We start from the raw sequence: 18,920 nt of genomic DNA on the forward strand, positions 1-18,920 counted from the left end.
TGCGCGGCCCGGTGTCCACAGCGCTGACATGAACAAGCCCGGCGTCGACACGCCCGGCGCAGATCGTTGGAATCCTGCGGTTCTTCTGCGGCGGGCGGCGCCGGTGCGCCTGTGATGTCAGCACCATGGACACCCACACCCCGTCAGGCCTCGCCTTGAGGCCACCGCCTTGAGGCCACCCTCGCCTCCAGGACCACCAGCCTGCCCCTGGTTCCCCTCCGAGCGAGTACCTCAGAAGTCATAACCCCCACATGTCTCAGAAGTGAGGAGACAGCACACCTCACCGGAGATTCGAGGCGGACGCAGATCGCGGGCGTCCTCGGACTCGAGGACGCCCTCGATCGAGAGGCGGACGAAAAAGCCGTTCGCGCGGATCAGGAGGTCAGGACCGCCCCGCGGGTGTCGATTCCGGGGCTGAGCACGCTCCAGCCGTGGTTCTCCAGGGCGAAACGGGTCTGGTCGGCCAGCGTGGACAGGACCAGCACCGTGGGGCCCGCACCGGAGATGACGGCCGGATAGCCCTGCTCGCGCAGGGAGTCCATGACCGCCATCGAGGCGGGCAGGACCCCGCGTCGGTACTCCTGGTGGAGCCGGTCCTCAGTGCCGGCCATGAGCAGGTCGGGGCGTCCGGCGAGCGCCAGCATGAGCACGGCGGCCCGGGAGGTGTTGAACAGGGCGTCCTCGCGCGGAACGGAGACCGGCAGGACCTGACGGGCCTCCTTGGTGGACAGGCGCGTCGTCGCCGGCGGGATGAGCAGGCTCACCCCGAGGGTGGCGTCCACGGGCATGGGCGCCATACGCGGGTGCCCGCCGCGCTCGACCCAGGCGACGGTGGCGCCTCCGAACACGGCCGGGGCGACGTTGTCGGGGTGGCCCTCGAAGTCGGTGGCCAGGGCGAAGATCCGGTCGTCGCTGAGGGCCTCCGGCTCGGAGATGAGGCCGCGCGCCAGCATGAGTCCGGCCACGGCGGCGCTGGCGGACGATCCCATACCCCCGCCGTGGGGGATCCGGTTGACGCAGCGCATCTCGAAGCCGGCCTGTGGGGCGCCGACGGCGTCGAGGCCGGCCCGCAGGGCCTGCACGACGAGGTTGTTGTCATCGGTGGGGACCGTCTCTGCGCCCACGCCCTCGACGATGACGCGGGTGGTGCCGGTGATCGGCCGCACCGAGACCTCGTCGTAGTAGCGGAAGGCCATGCCGAAGGAGTCGAAGCCTGGCCCCATGTTCGCCGTCGTGGCCGGGACCCGGACGGCCGCACACTCGTAGACGATGCGCATGTCACTCACCCTCGACACGTTGGATGGAGACGACCTCGGCGACCCGGTCCGAGACTCGTAGCGCCTCGACCGCGGCGTCGAGGTGGAAGACGGGGGCCGGGTGGGTCACGAAGGTGACGACGGCCTGGTCCTGGCTGCCGTCGGAGGTGACGTAGGCGCTCTGGCGCACCGAGTTGATGGAGACCCCGTTCTCGGCGAAGACGGAGGCCATTGCGGCCAGGGAGCCGACGGCGTCGTCGGAGCGCAGCTGGATCTGGTAGCGGGTGACGGCGGCCTCGGGGCCGAGGACCGGCAGGCTCGCGTAGGAGGACTCGCGGGGGGCCTGACCGCCGTGGACCCGGTGGGCGGCGGCGGCGACGACGTCGGACAGGACCGCGGAGGCCGTCGGGGCTCCCCCTGCTCCCTGACCGTAGAACATGAGGCGCCCGGCGCTCTCGGCCTCGACCAGGACGGCGTTGTAGGCGCCGTGAACGCTGGCCAGAGGGTGGTCGTTGGGCACGAGGGCGGGGTGGACCCGCACGGAGACGCCTTGTGCATGCTCGTCCTCGCGGCGCTGGGCGATGGCGAGCAGCTTGAGCTCGCAGCCCGAGGCGTGGGCCTCGCGGATGTCGTCGGCGGTGACCTTGCGGATGCCCTCGACGGAGACGTCGTCGAGGCCCACCCGGGTGTGGAAGGCGAGGGAGGCGATGATGGCGGCCTTGGCGGCGGCGTCCAGACCGTCGACGTCGGCGGTGGAGTCTGCCTCGGCGTAGCCGAGCTCCTGGGCGGTGGCCAGGGCGGTCTCGAAGGACAGGCCCTTGGTGCTCATCTCGTCGAGGATGTAGTTGGTGGTGCCGTTGACGATGCCGAGCACGCTGGTGACGCGGTCGCCGGCCATGGACTCGCGCAGCGCGTAGACCACGGGAATGGCTCCGGCGACGGCGGCCTCGTAGTAGAAGTCGGTGCCGGCGGCCGCCGCGGCGGTGTAGAGCTCGGGACCGTGGGCCGCGATGAGGGCCTTGTTGCCGGTGATGACGCTGGCCCCGGCCTTGAAGGCGGCCAGGGTGAGGGTGCGGGCCGGCTCGATCCCGCCGATGAGCTCGATGACCAGGTCGTTCCCGGTGGCGACAGCGGTGGCGTCATCGGTGAGGAGGTCCTGGGGGACGGCGAAGTCACGCGGCGCGTTGACATCGCGGACGGCGACGCCCGTGATCTCAAGACGCGCGCCGGAGCGGGCGGCGAAGTCGTCGGCCTGCTCGGTGAGGAGGCGAATGACCTGGCTGCCGACGGTCCCGGCGCCGAGGACGCCGACGGAGAGTGTGCGCTGGGCGGGTGAGAGGTCTTGAGCCACGGAATGACCACCTTGCTGTGTGTGCTGTGTTGCGTGCCGCGCGTGGGCACTTCGACTGCGTCATGCGATGGGCCGATCGGCAGGCGCGGTCAACCGACCGCTCACCGGCGATGACCATCGCCGCGGGCCAGCATAAGGGCCATCGACCGTGAAGCGCTTGCGTGTCCGCCTGAGGACACACGGCAGGTCCCGTGCTCCCCGGCTTGATGGGCCCGGGCAGGTTGCTTCCGGCGCCCACCTGTGACGGCGCGCGAAGTGAAGGCGCTCAACGCCGCCAGATGATCTGCTTGAGCAGCCGAGTGATCACCCGGCCCAGGCCCATGGACGTCGGGGCGGCCGCGCTGTCGGAGTACCCCCAGGCCGGAGGCGGCTGCTCCAGGGAGGAGAGGAAGGAGGTCAGTGTGGACGGAGAGGAGGAGGTTGCTGCGCTCATGCCTTCAGGTTAGAAAGCAGCGCTGCGATAAGCGCCCCTCAGGAGAACGATTGGCGAGAAGGGCTCCTCCTCCCTATGGCTGAGACGATCGGACGAGGATCTCCTGCTTCCGGCAGGTACCGCGAGCGAAGCCTGCGGGATACTGTCCGCCCCCTGGGCGCAGACGGCCAGTGGCCCCGACCCGGTTCAACCGGGTCGGGGCCACTGGATGGGCTCTGATGACAGAGCGTTCAGGCTCGAGAAGCGGTTACCCGCGTTCAGGAGGCGTTGCGGCGACGAGCCACCAGGAGGGCACCGCCACCCAGGCCGGCGCCGGCGAGCAGCACGAGCGCAACAGCGTTAGCACCGGTGTGCGCCAGCGGCGGGGTACCACCGTTCGGCGTCTTCGGGGTGGAGGTGGGCGGCACCGGAGCACCCGGGGTGCTCGGCGGCTGCTGCGTGGTGGTCGGCGGGGTGGCAGGCGGGTTGTCCACCGTGGTGGGCGGGGTCTGCGTGGTCGTCGGCGGCGTGGTCACCGCGGGCGGAGTCTGCGTGGTCGTCGGCGGCGTCGAGGTGGTCGTCGTCGTGTTGGTCAGAGAGACCTTGACGATCTCCTGGTCACGGACGGTGAAGGTGTTGGTCTTCTGGCCGTCGATGGTGAAGACCGGCTCACCCCAGCTGAAGCCGGAAGCGGCGGGCTGGGCCTTGGAGGGGTCCTCGGTGAGCGTGACCTTGGTGCCCACGGGGAAGGTGCCGTCGAAGGCGACCGGCTCACCGGGCTTGACCGTGACGGAGGAGGTTCCGGTGCGGCCCTCGCCAGTGGCCTTCTGGCCCTCGGGAGCCTTCCAGTCCGGGTAGGAGCTGGCAGCGGCCGGCAGCTCGTAGGCGACGTCGACGACGAAGCTGGAGCCGGCGGCCTTCGCGGCGGCCTCACCCTCGATGACCTTGGTCACGTTGAAGCTGCCGAAGCCGGGCTCCATCTGGACCGAGATGTCGAAGTACTGGACGTAGGACTGCTTCTGGGTGCTGGTCAGGTCCGTGCCGTTGAGGTTAACGGTGTTCTCGTAGGAGGTGCCCCGCGTGGCGGCGACGGCGTTACCGTTGGCGTCCACGAAGGAGACGGGGTACTCCAGAGTGAAGTTGGTGCCGTTCTGGAACGGACCGGTCACCTCGTAGGTCGCAGTGCGGCCGTCCTGGGAGTAGGTGACCTTGACGTCGTAGTCACCGTACTGGGTGGTGGCGTCCTGGCCGGCGGCGTTGGTCAGCGGGATGGACTTGCCGTCAGCCGGGCGCAGGTTGAGGACCGTGCGGGTGGAGTCAGCCTGGTTGAAGGTCATGCCGCCACCGAGGGTGTCGGTGAAGACGATGCTCTGGCGGGAGCCGTCGAAGGTCTTGCCGAGCTTGTCACCAGTGGTCTGGTTGGTCCCGAAGTTCACACCCCAGGTCAGCTCCTTGTAGTTGTTGTAGAAGCTGGAGGCCCACTTGGTGAGCTCCCAGTCGCTCTCCTTGGGGCCGCCGATGCCGCCGCCACCGGGCAGGGTGACGGTGGTGGTGACGCCGTTGACGGTGAAGTCAACGGACTGCACGTCGGTGGCCTTGGCGACGGACACCAGGGCGGAGCCGGAACCCTTGAAGTTGTGGAAGCCGGCGGCCTTGAGCTCGTCAACCTTGGAGTTGAAGGTGCAGGTGACATCCTTGACGGTCAGGGTGCAGGTACCGACCTCGACATCCTTGCCGCCGTACTCGACGGTCATCGGGTGGGTCTCGCTGTTCTGCAGGTTGGTGAAGTACTCACCCAGACCGATCGTGAAGGAGTCGCCGCTCTTGAGGTTGGCGTCGACGCCGCTCCAGTCGAAGCTGAGGCGGGCGAGGTCGTAGGTGTTGAGCTTCCCTTCCTGCTCAATGTTGTTGCCGTCCACCCGAGTCAGAGACAGGTTGGTGACGTTGACGCTCTTGTTCTGCTCAGCGCTCGCCTGAGGAGCGAACTGAGACAGGATCGCGACAAGGAAGAGAGTGAGGATGGCGGCGGCCCCCCTCACCGCCCCTCGTGTGAGGGCCGGCCGAGAGGCGGCGCCCGTGGACATGGTGTTCATGGGTTCTCCGGATTCCTGGCATAGATGACAAGGGTCTGCCTTGTGAAGCATCACCGAACGTTCCCACCGTCTGTTCAGGAGAAGGAAAGGCCGCCCCGTGATGACCAAGACCACTGTGTCACAAACCGACTGTTTGGGAATAGGGAACACTCAAAACACGCACGACGTCACAGTCTCATCACATCTGAATTTGCCTATTCTGACAAGCGTCAACTCGTTATTTTGTAGGAATCCTACAAGTCATCTACCGTCAAGCTATGCCAACCCTGTGCCGCCCCTGTCAGGCAGGCCGCAGTGCAGTTGTGTCAGCCCTCCAAAACAATTGACCATCCACCCGGACTTCGAAGCAGATACACTCAGTCTTCTTTAAGAATATTGTCGTTTTCAGACTCGACTCATTATTTTATCAGGACACATGCAGAAACGCCGTCGTTGCAGGAATCGTTCCTGGAACGACGGCGCTTCAGCGAATGACCGAACGGAGACCTCAGCCCTCGAGGCGAATGAGGTCCTCGATGGTCTCGGGGCGCAGGACCCAGCCCGACTCGCCCTCGCGCACCCAGCGCACGCCGGGGCGGGTGAAGAGGTTGTAGTTGGAGGCCATGGAGCGCCCGTAGGCACCAGTGGCGGGAACGGCCAGCACGTCGCCGACGGCCAGGTCGGCGGGCAGGTCCACGTCACGCACGACGACGTCGCCGGACTCGCAGTGCTTGCCCACCACCCGGCTGCGCACCAGCCCGGCCTGCGGGTTGGGGCGGCGGTTGGCGACCAGGGCCGTGTATGCGGCCTCGTAGAGGGCGGGGCGGATGTTGTCGCTCATGCCGCCGTCAATGCTGACGTAGAGGCGTGAGGCCCCCTCCCCCAGCTCGACGTGCTTGAGGCCGGTGACGGTGTAGAGGGTGACCGTCGTCGGGCCGGCGACTGCACGGCCGGGCTCGATGGAGACGGTGGGGACCTCGTCTCCAAGGCGCTCGCAGGTCTCGCGCACGGCCTCAGCCAGGGTGCGGGCGACCTGCGCCGGGCTGGGCGGCACCGGGTCGGCCCCGGTGTAGGCGATGCCGTAGCCACCGCCCAGGTCGACCTCCGGGCACAGGTGCCCGGTATCTGCGGCGACCTCGTGGCGCAGGGTGAGGACGATGCCGACGGCCTCCCGGAAGCCGGCCAGGTCCAGGATCTGGGAGCCGATGTGGGAGTGCAGCCCGTGCAGCTCGAGCTCGGGGGCGGCGATGATTGCGTCGATGGCCTGCCGGGCGGTACCGGCGTGGACGGAGAGGCCGAACTTCTGGTCCTCGTGGCCGGTGGAGATGTACTCGTGGCCACCGGCGTGCACACCGGTGGTCAGGCGCACCATGACCTTGCCGGTCTCCTCGGCCCCGTAGGCGCCGCTGGCGCGCAGCTCTCGCACGGCGCGGACGGCGAGGTCAACCTCCTCAAGGGAGTCGAGGACGAGGTGGCCCACGTGGTGGGTGAGGGCGACGGCGATCTCAGCCTGCGTCTTGCCGTTGCCGTGCAGGCCCAGACGGGTGGCGTCCGTGGTGGCCTCCGCCCCGTCCACCTCCTGCAGAGCGGCCAGTCCCACGGCGAGCTCGCCGCGGCTGGCGGTGTCGATGCCCATGCCCTCCTCCAGGACCCACTGGGCGACCTTGGTGGTCAGGAAGGCCTTGCCTGCGTAGAAGGCCTCTCCCCCGGCCATGCCGTAACTGGGCCAGAACTCCTCGTGCATGGCGGCGGCCCAGGAGGCTGCTCGGCCGCGCAGGTCGGCCTCGTCCAGGACGAAGACGGGGCTGGGGGCCCCGGCGAGAATCTCGGAGACGGTCAGCCCGCCCAGAGCGAGCTCGCCGTCGTCCGTGCGCCGCGCCGTCGTGGGCCACAGGTCGGGACGGTCCTCAGGCTCGGGGCAGGCCAGCGCCCCCAGGGGCGGCTCACCGGCGGGAATCTGGTCGGTCATCGACTCTCACATCCTCTCGGGCGCGCTCACGCCCAGCAGGTCGAGCCCGTTGGCCAGGACCTGACCGACGGCGTCGTTGAGCCACAGGCGGGCCACGTGCCCGGCGCTCACGGCGTCGTCCCCACGGGGGGTGACGCGAGTGGCGCCGTACCAGGCGTGGTAGGCGGCGGCGAGCTGCTCGAGGTAGCGGGCCACGCGGTGCTGCTCGCGCAGCTGTGCGGCCTGGGCCACGGTGGCGGGGAACTGGGCCAGGACCCCCAGGAGGGTGGCGTCGGCTGGATCGTCCAGGGCACCGGGCTCGAAGGGCGCCTCGTTCGGGTCGCGGCTCACGCCGTGCTCGGCGGCGTTGCGGGCCACGTTGCGGGTGCGGGCGTGAGCGTACTGGACGTAGTAGACGGGGTTGTCGGAGGTGGAGGAGGCCAGCAGGTCCAGGTCGATGTCGATCATGGAGTCCATGGAGGAACGAGCCAGGGCGTAGCGGGCAGCGTCCACGCCGACGGCGTCGACCAGGTCCTCCAGGGTGACGATGGTGCCGGCGCGCTTGGACATGCGCACTGGGACGCCGTTGCGCACGAGGTTGACGAGCTGACCGATGAGGATCTGCATGTTGGTGCCGGGGGTGTCCCCGAAGGCCGCGCACATGGCCATCATCCGGCCGATATAGCCGTGGTGGTCGGCCCCGAGCAGGTAGACGGCGCAATCGGCGCCGCGCTCGCGCTTATCCAGGTAGTAGGCGAGGTCGGCGGCGAAGTAGGCGGCGTTGCCGTCGGACTTGATGAGGACGCGGTCCTTGTCATCCCCGAAGTCGGTGGTGCGCAGCCAGGTGGCGCCGTCGCGCTCCTCGATGACACCGCGCTCACGCAGGCGGGCGATGGCGCGCTCGACGGCGCCGGAGGTGTGCAGGGAGTCCTCGTGGAAGAAGACGTCGAAGTCGGAGCGGAAGGCGTGCAGCTCGGCCTTGACGGCGGCGAACATGAGGTCGACGCCGCGGGAGCGGAAGACCTCGGTGGCTTCGGCGTCGGGCAGGGTGGCCGGGTCGGGGCGGCCGGCGGCGAGCTCGTCGGCGGTCACCTGCTGGGCGATCTCGCTGATGTAGGCGCCGCCGTAGCCGTCCTCAGGGGTCTGCTCGCCGCGGGCGGAGGCCAGCAGGGAGCGGGCGAAGCGGTCAATCTGGGTGCCGTGGTCGTTGAAGTAGTACTCCCGGGTGACCTGGGCACCGCAGGCGGACAGGATTCGGGCCAGGGAGTCGCCGACGGCGGCCCAGCGGGCGCCACCCAGGTGGACCGGCCCGGTGGGGTTGGCCGAGACGTACTCGAGGTTGATGTGCTGGCCGCTCAGGGAGTCGTTGCGGCCGTAGGCCTCTGCGGCCTCGACGATGGAGCGGGCGAGCTCGCCGGCGCTGGCGGCGTCGAGGCGGATGTTGAGGAAGCCGGGGCCGGCGACCTCCACGGAGACGATGCCGTCGAGGACCTCAAGGCGCGGGACGAGGAGCTCAGCGAGATCGCGCGGCTTGGTGCCGGCCTTCTTGGCCAGCTGCATGGCCACGTTGGTGGACCAGTCACCGTGATCGCGGTTGCGAGGGCGCTCGACGCGGGGGGCGGGAATCTCGGCGGAGGTCAGGGCGAGGGAGCCCTCGGCGGAGGCCTCCTCCAGAACGGTGCGGATGGCTGCGGCAAGCTCTTCTGGGGTCACGCGCGTCAGCGTACCGTCAACGGACAGGCCGGATCACGAGGGAGGCCGACAGCTGCCGGGCATCGTGGGACATGTCGCAGTCTCGTGCCGGTTTCGCACCGGGACCGGGACGCTGGTACAGTCACGCCTCGGGCCCCGGTAGCTCAGTGGATAGAGCGTCTGCCTCCGGAGCAGAAGGTCGCAGGTTCGAATCCTGTCCGGGGCACCGCCTCCGAGCCCCTGTCGCCACCCGCGGCGGGGGCTCGCTCATGTAATTCGAGGCATGACAACGGAACAGGAACAACGTGTGTCCATCGCTCAGACCGGTCATCATGCGGCTGGCGTGTTCTCATGGGAAAGATAAGCCTCAACGGCATCACGAATGACGGCACTGGCGGTAGTGCCGTGCTTCTCGATATAGGCGTCAAGAGCCGCGTTGGTGTGCTCTGGAAGACGGACCTGGCGGCGCGGGGAGCGTCCACGGCCGGTGGCGTGGGCCTGTCCGAGTCCTGGGCGGCCACGGAGGATGGCATCAAGATCTGTGTCGCTGATGCGTGAGCCGTCACGGCCGGATCCGCGTCCGACGGTGGGCACGCGGCCCGCGGTGACGTCCTCATCGAACTGGTTGTAATAGGCCTGCTCAGCATCAGTGAAAGGGGCGCGTGTGGAATCAGGAGACATAGCGGCTCTATCTGGTCGGTCAGTGGTCGACGGGTGGAACAAGGTGACGGTAGAGATCAGTGACCTCCATGACATGGAAGATGGTGCGTCGACCACGACCGTCAACGGCAACGCCGACTTCGAGGTAGCGCAGTGCCTGCGGGTGGGGCAGACCGACGAACATGAATGACTGCTCACCTGCACGGCGGGGTTGGAGGATCTCGTAGTCGACGTGATGCATGACGGCGTACTCGGCATCGGAGCGGGGCACGCCATGCTTGTCCGCAGAATCGCTGAACTCGAACCTCACCACATTATGGTAGTACCGAGGATAGAGGTGAGCAAGACTCCTTACACCGCTGCTCAGCGGTGCGACCCCTATCGTCCAACGTCATCCCAGGGTCTTCAGGGCGAGGCTGGGGACGTCGGTCATGATGGCGTCCACGTTGAGGTCGGCCAGGTGGCGCATCCGCTCGGGGTCGTCCACTGTCCAGACGTGGACCTCCAGGCCCGCGGTGTGCGCGGAGGCCACGAAGCGGCGGGTGACCACCGGGACGCCGTGGTAGCTCTCCGGCACCTGGACGGCGTCGACCCTGCCGCGGGTCCAGCCCCAGCGGGTCTGGGGCAGGGGGACGGCCGCCTCGCTGCGCAGCATGAGTCCAAGCACGTCACTGACGCCCAGTGAGGTCATGGCCCGTGGCTCCTGGCGGCGCAGCACGGCCAGTCGACGAGCAGAGAAGGAGGCGAACCGGACTCGGTCGAGGGCCTGGGCGTCGCGCACCGTCTGCAGGGCGGCCTGGACAACGCTGGAGTCCTTGAGGTCGATGTTGAACTTCATCTCCGGATGGGCGTACAGGGCGTCGTCGAGTCGGACGAAGCCGCGCCCGTCGCCGGAGTCGAGGTCGGCCAGCTCGGCCCACATGACCTCGCCGACGGTGCGGGGGTCGTTCGCGGTGCGGTACAGGTCCTCGTCGTGGCTGAGCACGACGACGCCGTCGGCGGTCAACCGAAGGTCGGTCTCCATCCACTCCAGCCCGAGCGCGGCCACGTGCTCGACGGCGCTCCAGGTGTTCTCAGGAACCTCGCGTCCGCCGCCGCGGTGGGCGATGACGGCAGGGCGGCGGGTTCGTGACGCGGCAGGCGGCACAGTGGGTCTCCCTCAGCTGCAGTTGGTGGTGAGCTCGACGGCGTTGTGCTGCTTGAGCCAGCCCCACGGCTCCACGGTGGACTCGTCGGCGGTGTCGTCCTTGGTGCGCACCTCGAAGTGCAGGTGAGAACCGGAGGACCGGCCCGTGTTACCCACTCCGGCGATCATCTGGCCGGCCGTGACGGTGTCACCGGCCTTGACGTAAATACCGTCCTCGTACATGTGCAGGTAGCTGGTGTACCAGACCTGGCCATCGATCTCGTGCTTGATGGTGATGGTTCCGGTGCCGTCGACCATGCCGGCGGTGGTGACGGTGCCGGCGGCGGCCGCGTAGATGGGTGTCCCCACGGGAGCGGCCATGTCCTGCCCGGCGTGCAGCTTGCGGTAGCCGAGGGTGGGGTGGGTGCGGTAACCGTACTCGGAGGAGATCTCGTAGGTGCCCGGAAGCATCGGGTAGAACAGCTGCGGCTTGGAGCTGAAGGCACTGGTGTCGCCGGAGGCGCCGGTGGCTGAGGAGCAGGTCTTGGCAGCGTTCTGGTAGGCCTCGCGGATCCTGGCCCGGGTGGCGGCGTCGGGCACGTTGGACAGCTGGGTGTCGGAGTCGTCGTCCAGGTCGTCGCTGCCGAGCACGGCGCTGGCCACGGAGGAGGCTTTCGTCCCAGCGGCGGCCGGGCTCTGCGTGGTGGAGCTGCTGGGGTGCATCTTCATGGCGGCCGAGGCCAGCGGGGTGTTGTCGAGGTGGCTGGACAAGGGGGCGAGCACTGTGGCCATGGCCAGGACCGACAGGACGGCGGTGCGCCCCAGGATCCCGGAGCCGGTGCGGCGGCGGACAGGACGGGCTGGGGCGGGACCGGTTGAGGAGTCGCGGTGCGTGTCCGGCTTCGATGCTGCCTTGGCCCTGACCGACGACGTCGGGGCGGCGGCCTCGTCGGCTGCCTTGCCTCGCTTGGCCTGGGCGGCCGTCCGCGCGGACTTGGTCTTCCTGGCGCTCCGGGCGGCCTTGATGGCGTGGATGGTCTCCTCATCCGCGAGCGGCACCCCGGCCTTGCGTGCGGCCATGATCTTGCGGACCTCGGGGACCTCGATGGTCTCGGCGCCGCGGAAGTCCGTGATCCGCTGCGAGAACCGGATCTCATGGGGCGTCTCGGGTGCGGAGGGCGCCTGGGGAGCCAGCTCCACGGGCGCTGGCGCTTCGGCTCGCGGCGCCTGGGTGGCGGCGCCGTCCGTCTGCGTGCCGGGGACGCCGAAAGAGGCGGCGTGGTGGGGCGTGGAGGCGACGACGGGGTTGGCCGAGGCGGTCGAGGCGCCGGCGGGGGCTACTGCTGAGGCGCGTTGCCGGCGGCGGCCCGCGGATCGGGAGGCAGGTTCGGAGGTCACCCCGGCTTCCGGCTCGGCGGGGGCGGTCTGCGCGGCTGCGTGCCGATGACGCTGCGTGTCACTGGGCGAAGCAGAAGCCGTGTCACTAGCGGCCCACCACGGCGTGGCGCTGGTGGGGTGAGCGGATGCGGGCCCGAGCCCTGAGGTGGACTCGGCCAGTGAGGCCGCAACCAGGGGCGACAGCGCCGAGGGCGTTGATGGTGTCTCTGCGGGCGCGGCCTGGTGGGCACGATGAGAGCGGCGCTGGTCGTGGCAGCTCTCGGAGTGGTCCTCGGGGCGGTGAGCCTGGGGCTGCGCAGCACTCTCGACGGCGGGGTTCTCCCGCGTCTGCTGGGTGTCCTCGAAGACCTGGGCGGTCCGCAGGTCCTTGCGGGAGCGCCGGGTGGGGCGAGTGTCGCCGGCGACCTGTGCTGAGGGGGAGAAGACGGACGGGGCCGCAGATGCGGAGCTGTACCCCTGAGGCGCCGAGGCCTGTGGCTGCTCGGGCTGATGCGAGGTGGGCTCGGGCTGTTCAATGGCGCTCTGACGCCGGCGAGCCATCCGGCTCATCGGTGCGACGGGCTGCGACGGTGCCTGGTCTCCGAAGACCGACGGCGCCGCATCGCTCCCTGGGCGCGCTCCCGTCCGCGTGTCTGACGCCGCTGCCGGCGCCACGGGCCGCTGCAGGTGGTTCTGCTTCTGCGGGGCAAGCGGAACGTCGGGAAGAGCCGACGGGTTCGGAGCGGTGATGGGACTGGAGGCGACGCCGTTCTCGGCGTGGAGGTCGCGACGTGAGCGGCGAGTGACCCCGGCGACGTGAGTGGTGTGTGTCGTCGACGGTGACGACGGGGCGGCTGCGACCTGTGCCTCAGCGACCTGGCGAGCGGCTTCGGCAGCACGTTCCGCCTCACGACGCTGGCGTCGACTCATGGGCTGCGGGGTCACGCGGGAAGCCTCCAGATGGCTGAGTGTCATAGGGAAGTCGTCGCTGCCGACAAACCGGCAGTCACGACGTGGCGGCTGCCAGGGCGACAGCCTGGGTTGTACTCGGTTAAAACAGTAGCGGTCTCCTGTGGGTCTTGCCAGGAGAACCAGCACACCTTTGTGTGACCTGCACTTCTTACGCAAACCCTGCAGTTCTATCCACGCAGCCGGCCCGACACGAGAATCCCGTGTCATACGAACGAATCAGCACCTGTATACCGCTGTCTGCTCAGCGCTCGACAATGGTCGCCCGAGACGGCCCATGTTGTAAGTATCCGCCGACTCCACCCTTTAAATCACGATTTAGTCACGGCGCTGGTGCTCCTCGCGCTGCATGGCGTCGTTGACCTCGCCGACGAGCTCTTCGAGGATGTCCTCCAGGAAGAGGACCCCGATGAAGCGCCCTTGCGCGTTGCGCACGTGCCCAAGGTGGGCCCCTGAGCGCTGCATGGCCGCCAGCGCCTCCTCGACCTCGTCGTCGTAGCCGACGGGAACGAGTGCGCGAGCGCGCCAGGCGGGTACCGGCTCGGTGCGCTCGGCGCCGTCGGCGTAGAGGATGTCCTTGAGGTGCAGGTAGCCGGTGATGACGGGTTCCTCCCCCTGGTCAACCGCGGCCTGGTCGGCGACGAGCGGGAAGCGGGAGAAGCCGGTGGAGGCCACGGCCCGCTCCACGTCCTCCGGGGTGCAGTCCTGGGGCAGGGTGACGAGCTCGCTCAGGGGCACCATGACGCTGCCGGCGGTCTCCTCGGAGAACTCCAGGGCGCCGCTGAGCAGACCGGTGGAGTCCTCCAGGACGCCTTCGGCGGTGGAGCGCTCGACGATGGAGGCGACCTCCTCGGCGTTGAAGGCGGCGGCGATCTCCTCCTTGGCCTCGATACCCAGGACTTTGAGAGCCCCGTTGGCGAAGCCGTTGAGAGCGTTGACCACGGGGCTGAAGACGCGCGAGCACCACACCAGGGGCGGGGCGAGCCAGCGCACGGCCTTCTCCGGGGAGGCGATGGAGATGTTCTTGGGCACCATCTCCCCGGCGACGACGTGCAGGCCCACGACGATGACCAGGGCGATGACGACGGCGACGGCGTGGGAGCCGGCGTGCCCGACGCCGACGGTCGCCAGCAGGGGCTCTAGGACGTGGGCGATGGCCGGCTCGGCGACAACACCCAGGCCGGTGGAGCACAGGGTGACGCCGAGCTGGGCGGTGGCCAGCATGCGCGAGATGTTTTGCAGAGCCCACAGGGCGGTGGCGGCGCGGGCGTCGCCGACCTCGGCCAGTGGCTCGAGCTGGCTGCGGCGCGAGGAGGTGACGGCGAACTCGGCGCCGACGAAGAAGGCGTTGCCGGCCAGGAGGATGACGGTGATCAGGAGGGCGATTGGCGTACTCATCGGCGCTCCCCCTCTGGTCCTTGGCTTCCGGGCGCGGTCTCGGGGTCCTTGGGGCGCACGTGGAGGCGGGTGACGCGGCGCCCGTCCATGGCGTCGACGGTCAGGGAGGCGTGGGGCAGGTCGACGACGTCGCCGACGGCGGGGATGCGGCCGAGCTCGGTCATGACCAGGCCGCCGAGGGTCTCGTAGGGGCCGTCGTCGGGGACCTGGATGGCGGCGCGGGTAGCGAGCTCGTCGGGGCGCATCCACCCGGGGACGACCCAGTGTCCGGAGGGGTCGAGGTGGGCGCCGGCGCGGCGGCGGTCGTGCTCGTCGGCGACGTCCCCGACGACCTCCTCGACGGCGTCCTCGAGGGTGACGACACCGGCGGTGCCGCCGTACTCGTCGACGACGATCGCCATCTGGGAGCCCTGGGCGCGCAGCTCGACGAGCAGGTCGGCCAGCGGCATGGTCTCGGGGACGCGGGGCGCGGGCGTCATGAGGGAGGTGGAGGCGACGGGGACGTCGGCGCGCCGCTCGTAGGGGACGCCGATGGCGCGGCGCAGGTGGACGATGCCCATGACGTCGTCGACGTCGCGGCCGATGACGGGGAAGCGGGAGTGGCCGGTGGCGCGGGCCAGGTGCACGACGTCCTCGGCGGAGTCATCGGCCTCGAGGGTGTGGAGGCGGCCGCGGTCGGTCATAACGTCCACGGCGGTCAGCGCCCCCAGTCCGATGGAGCGGGTGAGCAGGGTGGCGGTGGAGGCGTCGAGAGTGCCTTCCTCGGCGCTGTGGCGCACGAGGGAGGCGAGCTCGCCGGCGCTGCGGGTGCCGCTGAGCTCTTCGGCGGGTTCGATGCCCATGGCGTGCAGGACGGCGTTGGCGGCGCCGTTGAGCAGGACGATGAGGGGCTTGAGGAGGGTGGTGAAGCCCATGACGAAGGGGATCACGAGGCCTGCGGCGCGCATGGGGTCGGCCAGGGTGACGTTCTTGGGGATGAGCTCGCCGATGACCATGGAGAAGGCGTTGACGACGATGAGGGCGATGACCACTGCGGCGCCGGTGGCCACGGAGGCGGCCAGCCAGTGGCTCATGAGGCCGGTGAGCAGGTTCGCGAGGGCAGCCTGCATGGTGTAGCCCAGGAGCACGGTGGTCAGGGTGATGCCGACCTGGGCACCGGACAGGAGGGTGGACAGGCGCCCCAGGGCGCGCCGGACGGTGGTGGCGCGCTTGTCGCCGGTGGCGGCGCGGGTCTCGACGGTGGAGGGGTCGAGGGCGACCAGGGAGAACTCGCCGGCAACGAACAGGGCGGTGCCCACGGTGAGGACCACGCCGACGGCGATCATGAGCCAGTCGGTCATGCGGGCCCCTCCCCCACGCGGGATGCGGCGTGGGCACTGGAGACGAACGAGTCGGGGTGGGGGGGGTCAGAGGCGGGCAAGGAGGCGCGGTGCGTGCGGGGGCGGCGCCTTGAGGCCCGGCGGAAAGCCGATCGCATAGTGACCGAACGGTACCACCGCCGCAGTAGTGAGGCCGAGACCGGCGCCAGGCCTCAGGTACGCATCGCCGGGGCACTGAATTCTCACGATTCAGGTAACCTACGCCACAGACTAAGTCAGCATGGAGGTTGCGATGCTGCCACGGAAGCCACAGAAAGCGGTCCACTCAACCGATCCGGGCCAGTCCGGCTGGTGGCTCCTTGCGCCAGTTGGAGGCATCGTCGCCGGCGTCGCGATCCCATACTTCGCAACACACAGCGCAGCATGGGCAACAGGAGGAGGCGCCATCGGGGCCGCTGTCGGAGCCGCGGCGGCAGCAACACCCCAGTTCCGCGACTGGGTCTCTACGCGCTCCCGCAGGCGACAAATTGCCGAATCAGCAGGGGCCACAACCAACATAAATGAGGAGCCTTTAGAGGCCCTGCGAGTCCATCACTCAAATCACAATATCACCGAATTCATTCACCGAGATATTGAGGATCAGCTGATCGAGCATCTCCACAACGGAATACCCGTTCTCATTGAGGGGCCGTCCATGGCCGGCAAGACTCGTCTTGTGGTTGAGGCGGTTCGCGCCGAATTGCCCAGCAAGCCTATCTGGTTTCCGCGAAACGAAGACGATATTGAAGTACTTTTAAACAACAACCTTGAACCCGCGTCGGAAACCGTGATCATACTCGACGACATTGATCGCTTTCTAAGCAATCAGTCACTCACGCTAGGCACACTAAACCGATGGATCAACAACAAGTGCGTCATAGTAGGAACCATGACGCACTCAGCCTATACGGAACGACACCATAAAGATTTCAAACAATTAACCGGGTGGGATGTCGTGAATAGATTTCAGATTCTACACCTTTCAACCCTACTCAGCCAAAATGAATTCCACGGGATAGCAACAACAAGTTATTCAAGAATTGCGAGCGAAGTCGAAGAAATCGGACTTGGCCCATCACTTAGTTGCGCACAGGATGTGAGAAGTGCTTTGGCGGAAGAGCACGCTTCGCACTCACAGTGTAGCGCCCTAATAAAGGTAGCCGCCGACTGGAAACGAATAGGCCTGGGACCTGCGTCCAGGACACAATTAACAACGGTAGCAGAAGCGGTGTATTACAACGATACGTCCCACTTAGATTGGGACGAAGCGTGGAGAAAAGCCACAGCCCCGATCAATTCCGTAGTTCCTTTCATTAATCGAGCAACCAACGACAAATGGGAGGTTCTCGACTTCATTGCTGAGCGCGACGCAGGATGGCCAGTCTCTCGTGATTGTCTATACGCAATATCGACATTAGAGCTCAATGCCCCACAAACTCTCATGGCGGCAATCGCAATGTTCAGGAAAGGCGGCTTAAACACACAGATCGAAGAAATGTACGCTCGGGCCATCCTAACCAACCCAGACAACATCAAACTCCTTGGAAACTACGTAAAGTTCTTAGACAACATTCAGCGCAAGGCAAGTTATATGCATGACATCTCGATCATACAAAGCAATTTGACCCTATCTTTACCTCAACTTTCAAGAGATCTTCCGAGCACCCACGTTGACATCTTCACGGAGGAAATCACAAACTATTGTTCTAGTTTGGAAGAATCTTCAGCATATGAGATCAAATCATTTGAACTGAATGCGATGCAAAACACAGAATACACCATCCGTTCAAAGAATAAGCAGAATCTTCTATCAATCAACCCTATTCGGGCGTTTCTCAAAACTCTACAGATAAAGTGGTTGAGTGAGCGACATGCACTACGGACAGCCACCAGTCGATCCAGGCGAAGCCACCGTGGCGTCACCCCTAAACTCGCCAGTACCTTCAACAGTTTACACGAACACCTCTACGATACGTATCTCTACGACACGTATCACACCAAAGACATTTACGATTACATCCTGTCGTTATATCCATATAACGCGGACATACTAGGAAATTATGCAGCATTTCTTGACTCGATGCTTAACGACACCGACAATGCCGATAAAATTTATAGGCTTACACTCGATGTAGATCCAACAGATGTCCAGACAATCTGCAACTACGCGTCATTCTTATATAATACAAAGAATGACTACGTTTATGCAGAGCAACTTTATAAACAAGCAATCAAGATCGACCCGAACAGCACGCACGCGACTCACGAGTACAGCAATTTCCTACAGAATTTAAAATCCAAGCGTAATTAGCTTAGTAACCCTCGATCACATAAGTTCGACTGCACCCTAATGAGCGTTAGAGTCAATCACGCGACTACAGGCACACTGAGGATTATTTAGGGGGTGCATGTGAATATGAGGCTTATTCATAGGGTGTAGGTGAATATGAGTCCGAGGACTGCGGTGATGGTTTCCGGCGGTCTTCTGTAGCCGGTGTGCAGGACTCTCCAGGTCTTGATGTTGGCGCTGACTCTTTCGATCTTGTAGCGGATCTGGTTGACGATGGTGTTGTAGGCTTTGTCGTCTGGGCGGAGGGGAAGTTTTGCGGGTTTTCTTTTCGGGGTGATCATGCCCAGTCCGATGTACCCCTTGTCGCCAATATGCCTGGGTGGTGACGCCCCTTCCGGGAGGTCGGCGGGTGGCACGTCGAGCAGGCCGCAGCGGCGCAGGGCCTGGATGTCGTGCGTGCATCCGTCCTGGGGGTTGGAGATCCAGGCCAGGGCTCCTGAGAGGGTGCAGGCCACCTGGACGTTCAGCCCCGTAGTCTTGTGCTTACCGGAGTACAGTTCGGGGTGGCCCTTCCAGGACCAGCACTGAAGCAGGGTGCCGTCGATGATCAGCTGGGCCGTGGGGTCCAGGTCCTCCACCGTTGGAACACTGCCGTTCAGGCATGCGGCCATCAGGGGCGTGTAGGTGCTGATGACGCGGGAGACGGTGGCCTGGGAGACGCCGTAGAGCTCGGCTAGCAGCTCCTGGGGCAGGTTGTGGCGCAGGTAGGTCAAGGGTCAGGCGCACGCACAGGAACAGCCCCAGCACCCTCGCCCCGAAGACCGGCAGATCGGGGTTCTCGGCGAAAATGGCCTCGCACAAGCCCATAACCTCACACCGAGGGATTCTCGTGCTACTATTCGTCATGGCGGTTTGCTTCTTGGTTGGATTGGCTTGAGCACCAAAGATTCTCTCAAGGGCAAGCCGCCACCCTACTTAGCGACACGCTATTACCAACAAAACACCCTAAAC

At 66.4% G+C, this 18,920-nt stretch carries 14 protein-coding genes and 1 tRNA gene; 2 read left to right on the plus strand and 13 right to left on the minus strand.

The features are described 5' to 3' along the window. Positions 1-374: 374 nt before the first annotated feature. The 6 genes from thrB to argS form a co-directional block, all read right to left on the minus strand. A complete protein-coding gene (gene thrB, locus HMPREF2883_RS04030; RefSeq protein ID WP_070659094.1) occupies positions 375-1,277 on the minus strand; it encodes a homoserine kinase in 903 nt (300 codons plus the stop codon). Position 1,278: 1 nt separating this feature from the next. Further along, entirely contained in the window at positions 1,279-2,607 is a 1,329-nt protein-coding gene (locus HMPREF2883_RS04035) for a homoserine dehydrogenase (RefSeq protein ID WP_070659095.1), read from the minus strand. 265 nt (positions 2,608-2,872) lie between these two features. Next, complete coding sequence (locus HMPREF2883_RS15030) at positions 2,873-3,040, minus strand: hypothetical protein (protein WP_176747141.1); 168 nt, start codon at positions 3,038-3,040, stop codon at positions 2,873-2,875. 257 nt (positions 3,041-3,297) lie between these two features. Then, entirely contained in the window at positions 3,298-5,112 is a 1,815-nt protein-coding gene (locus tag HMPREF2883_RS04040) for a DUF7926 domain-containing protein (RefSeq protein WP_070659096.1), read from the minus strand. Positions 5,113-5,599: 487 nt separating this feature from the next. Next, positions 5,600-7,060 (minus strand): diaminopimelate decarboxylase, encoded by a 1,461-nt coding sequence (lysA, locus tag HMPREF2883_RS04045; protein WP_070659097.1) that lies wholly within the window; start codon positions 7,058-7,060, stop codon positions 5,600-5,602. A gap of 6 nt (positions 7,061-7,066) precedes the next feature. After that, a complete protein-coding gene (argS, locus tag HMPREF2883_RS04050) occupies positions 7,067-8,752 on the minus strand; it encodes an arginine--tRNA ligase (RefSeq protein ID WP_070659098.1) in 1,686 nt (561 codons plus the stop codon). Between the two features lie 132 nt (positions 8,753-8,884). Here argS and HMPREF2883_RS04055 point away from each other — a divergent pair. Then, positions 8,885-8,957, plus strand: a tRNA-Arg gene (locus tag HMPREF2883_RS04055). A 104-nt stretch (positions 8,958-9,061) separates the two neighbouring features. Here HMPREF2883_RS04055 and HMPREF2883_RS14025 read toward each other — a convergent pair. From HMPREF2883_RS14025 to HMPREF2883_RS04080, 6 genes are all read right to left on the minus strand, one after another. Continuing rightward, the gene (locus tag HMPREF2883_RS14025) at positions 9,062-9,412 is read right to left on the minus strand and encodes a ribbon-helix-helix domain-containing protein (RefSeq protein ID WP_083313543.1); all 351 of its coding nucleotides are present in this window, start codon (positions 9,410-9,412) and stop codon (positions 9,062-9,064) included. A gap of 19 nt (positions 9,413-9,431) precedes the next feature. Further along, positions 9,432-9,701, minus strand: coding sequence for a hypothetical protein (locus tag HMPREF2883_RS04060; protein WP_141759021.1), 270 nt, complete (start codon positions 9,699-9,701; stop codon positions 9,432-9,434). A gap of 81 nt (positions 9,702-9,782) precedes the next feature. After that, a complete protein-coding gene (locus HMPREF2883_RS04065) occupies positions 9,783-10,538 on the minus strand; it encodes a glycerophosphodiester phosphodiesterase family protein (protein WP_070659099.1) in 756 nt (251 codons plus the stop codon). Between the two features lie 12 nt (positions 10,539-10,550). After that, positions 10,551-12,839 carry a peptidoglycan DD-metalloendopeptidase family protein gene (locus HMPREF2883_RS04070; RefSeq protein WP_256277314.1) on the minus strand — a complete coding sequence of 763 codons (2,289 nt, stop codon included), beginning with the start codon at positions 12,837-12,839 and terminating at the stop codon, positions 10,551-10,553. Positions 12,840-13,181: 342 nt separating this feature from the next. Further along, on the minus strand, positions 13,182-14,261 hold the full coding sequence (locus HMPREF2883_RS04075; RefSeq protein WP_070659101.1) for a hemolysin family protein: 1,080 nt from the start codon (positions 14,259-14,261) through the stop codon (positions 13,182-13,184). After that, positions 14,258-15,601 (minus strand): hemolysin family protein, encoded by a 1,344-nt coding sequence (locus tag HMPREF2883_RS04080; RefSeq protein ID WP_070659102.1) that lies wholly within the window; start codon positions 15,599-15,601, stop codon positions 14,258-14,260. The genes HMPREF2883_RS04075 and HMPREF2883_RS04080 overlap by 4 nt, the downstream gene beginning before the upstream one ends. Before the next feature lie 259 nt (positions 15,602-15,860). Here HMPREF2883_RS04080 and HMPREF2883_RS14645 point away from each other — a divergent pair, with 259 nt between their 5' ends. Next, on the plus strand, positions 15,861-17,930 hold the full coding sequence (locus tag HMPREF2883_RS14645; protein WP_141759022.1) for a hypothetical protein: 2,070 nt from the start codon (positions 15,861-15,863) through the stop codon (positions 17,928-17,930). 116 nt (positions 17,931-18,046) lie between these two features. Here the strand turns inward: HMPREF2883_RS14645 and HMPREF2883_RS04085 are convergent, their stop codons facing one another. Then, a complete protein-coding gene (locus HMPREF2883_RS04085; protein ID WP_256277315.1) occupies positions 18,047-18,682 on the minus strand; it encodes a transposase in 636 nt (211 codons plus the stop codon). Positions 18,683-18,920: the final 238 nt, after the last annotated feature.

Origin of the sequence: Actinomyces sp. HMSC075C01, assembly GCF_001812965.1 — a bacterium.
In the GTDB taxonomy this organism is placed as follows: Bacteria; Actinomycetota; Actinomycetes; order Actinomycetales; family Actinomycetaceae; genus Actinomyces; species Actinomyces acetigenes.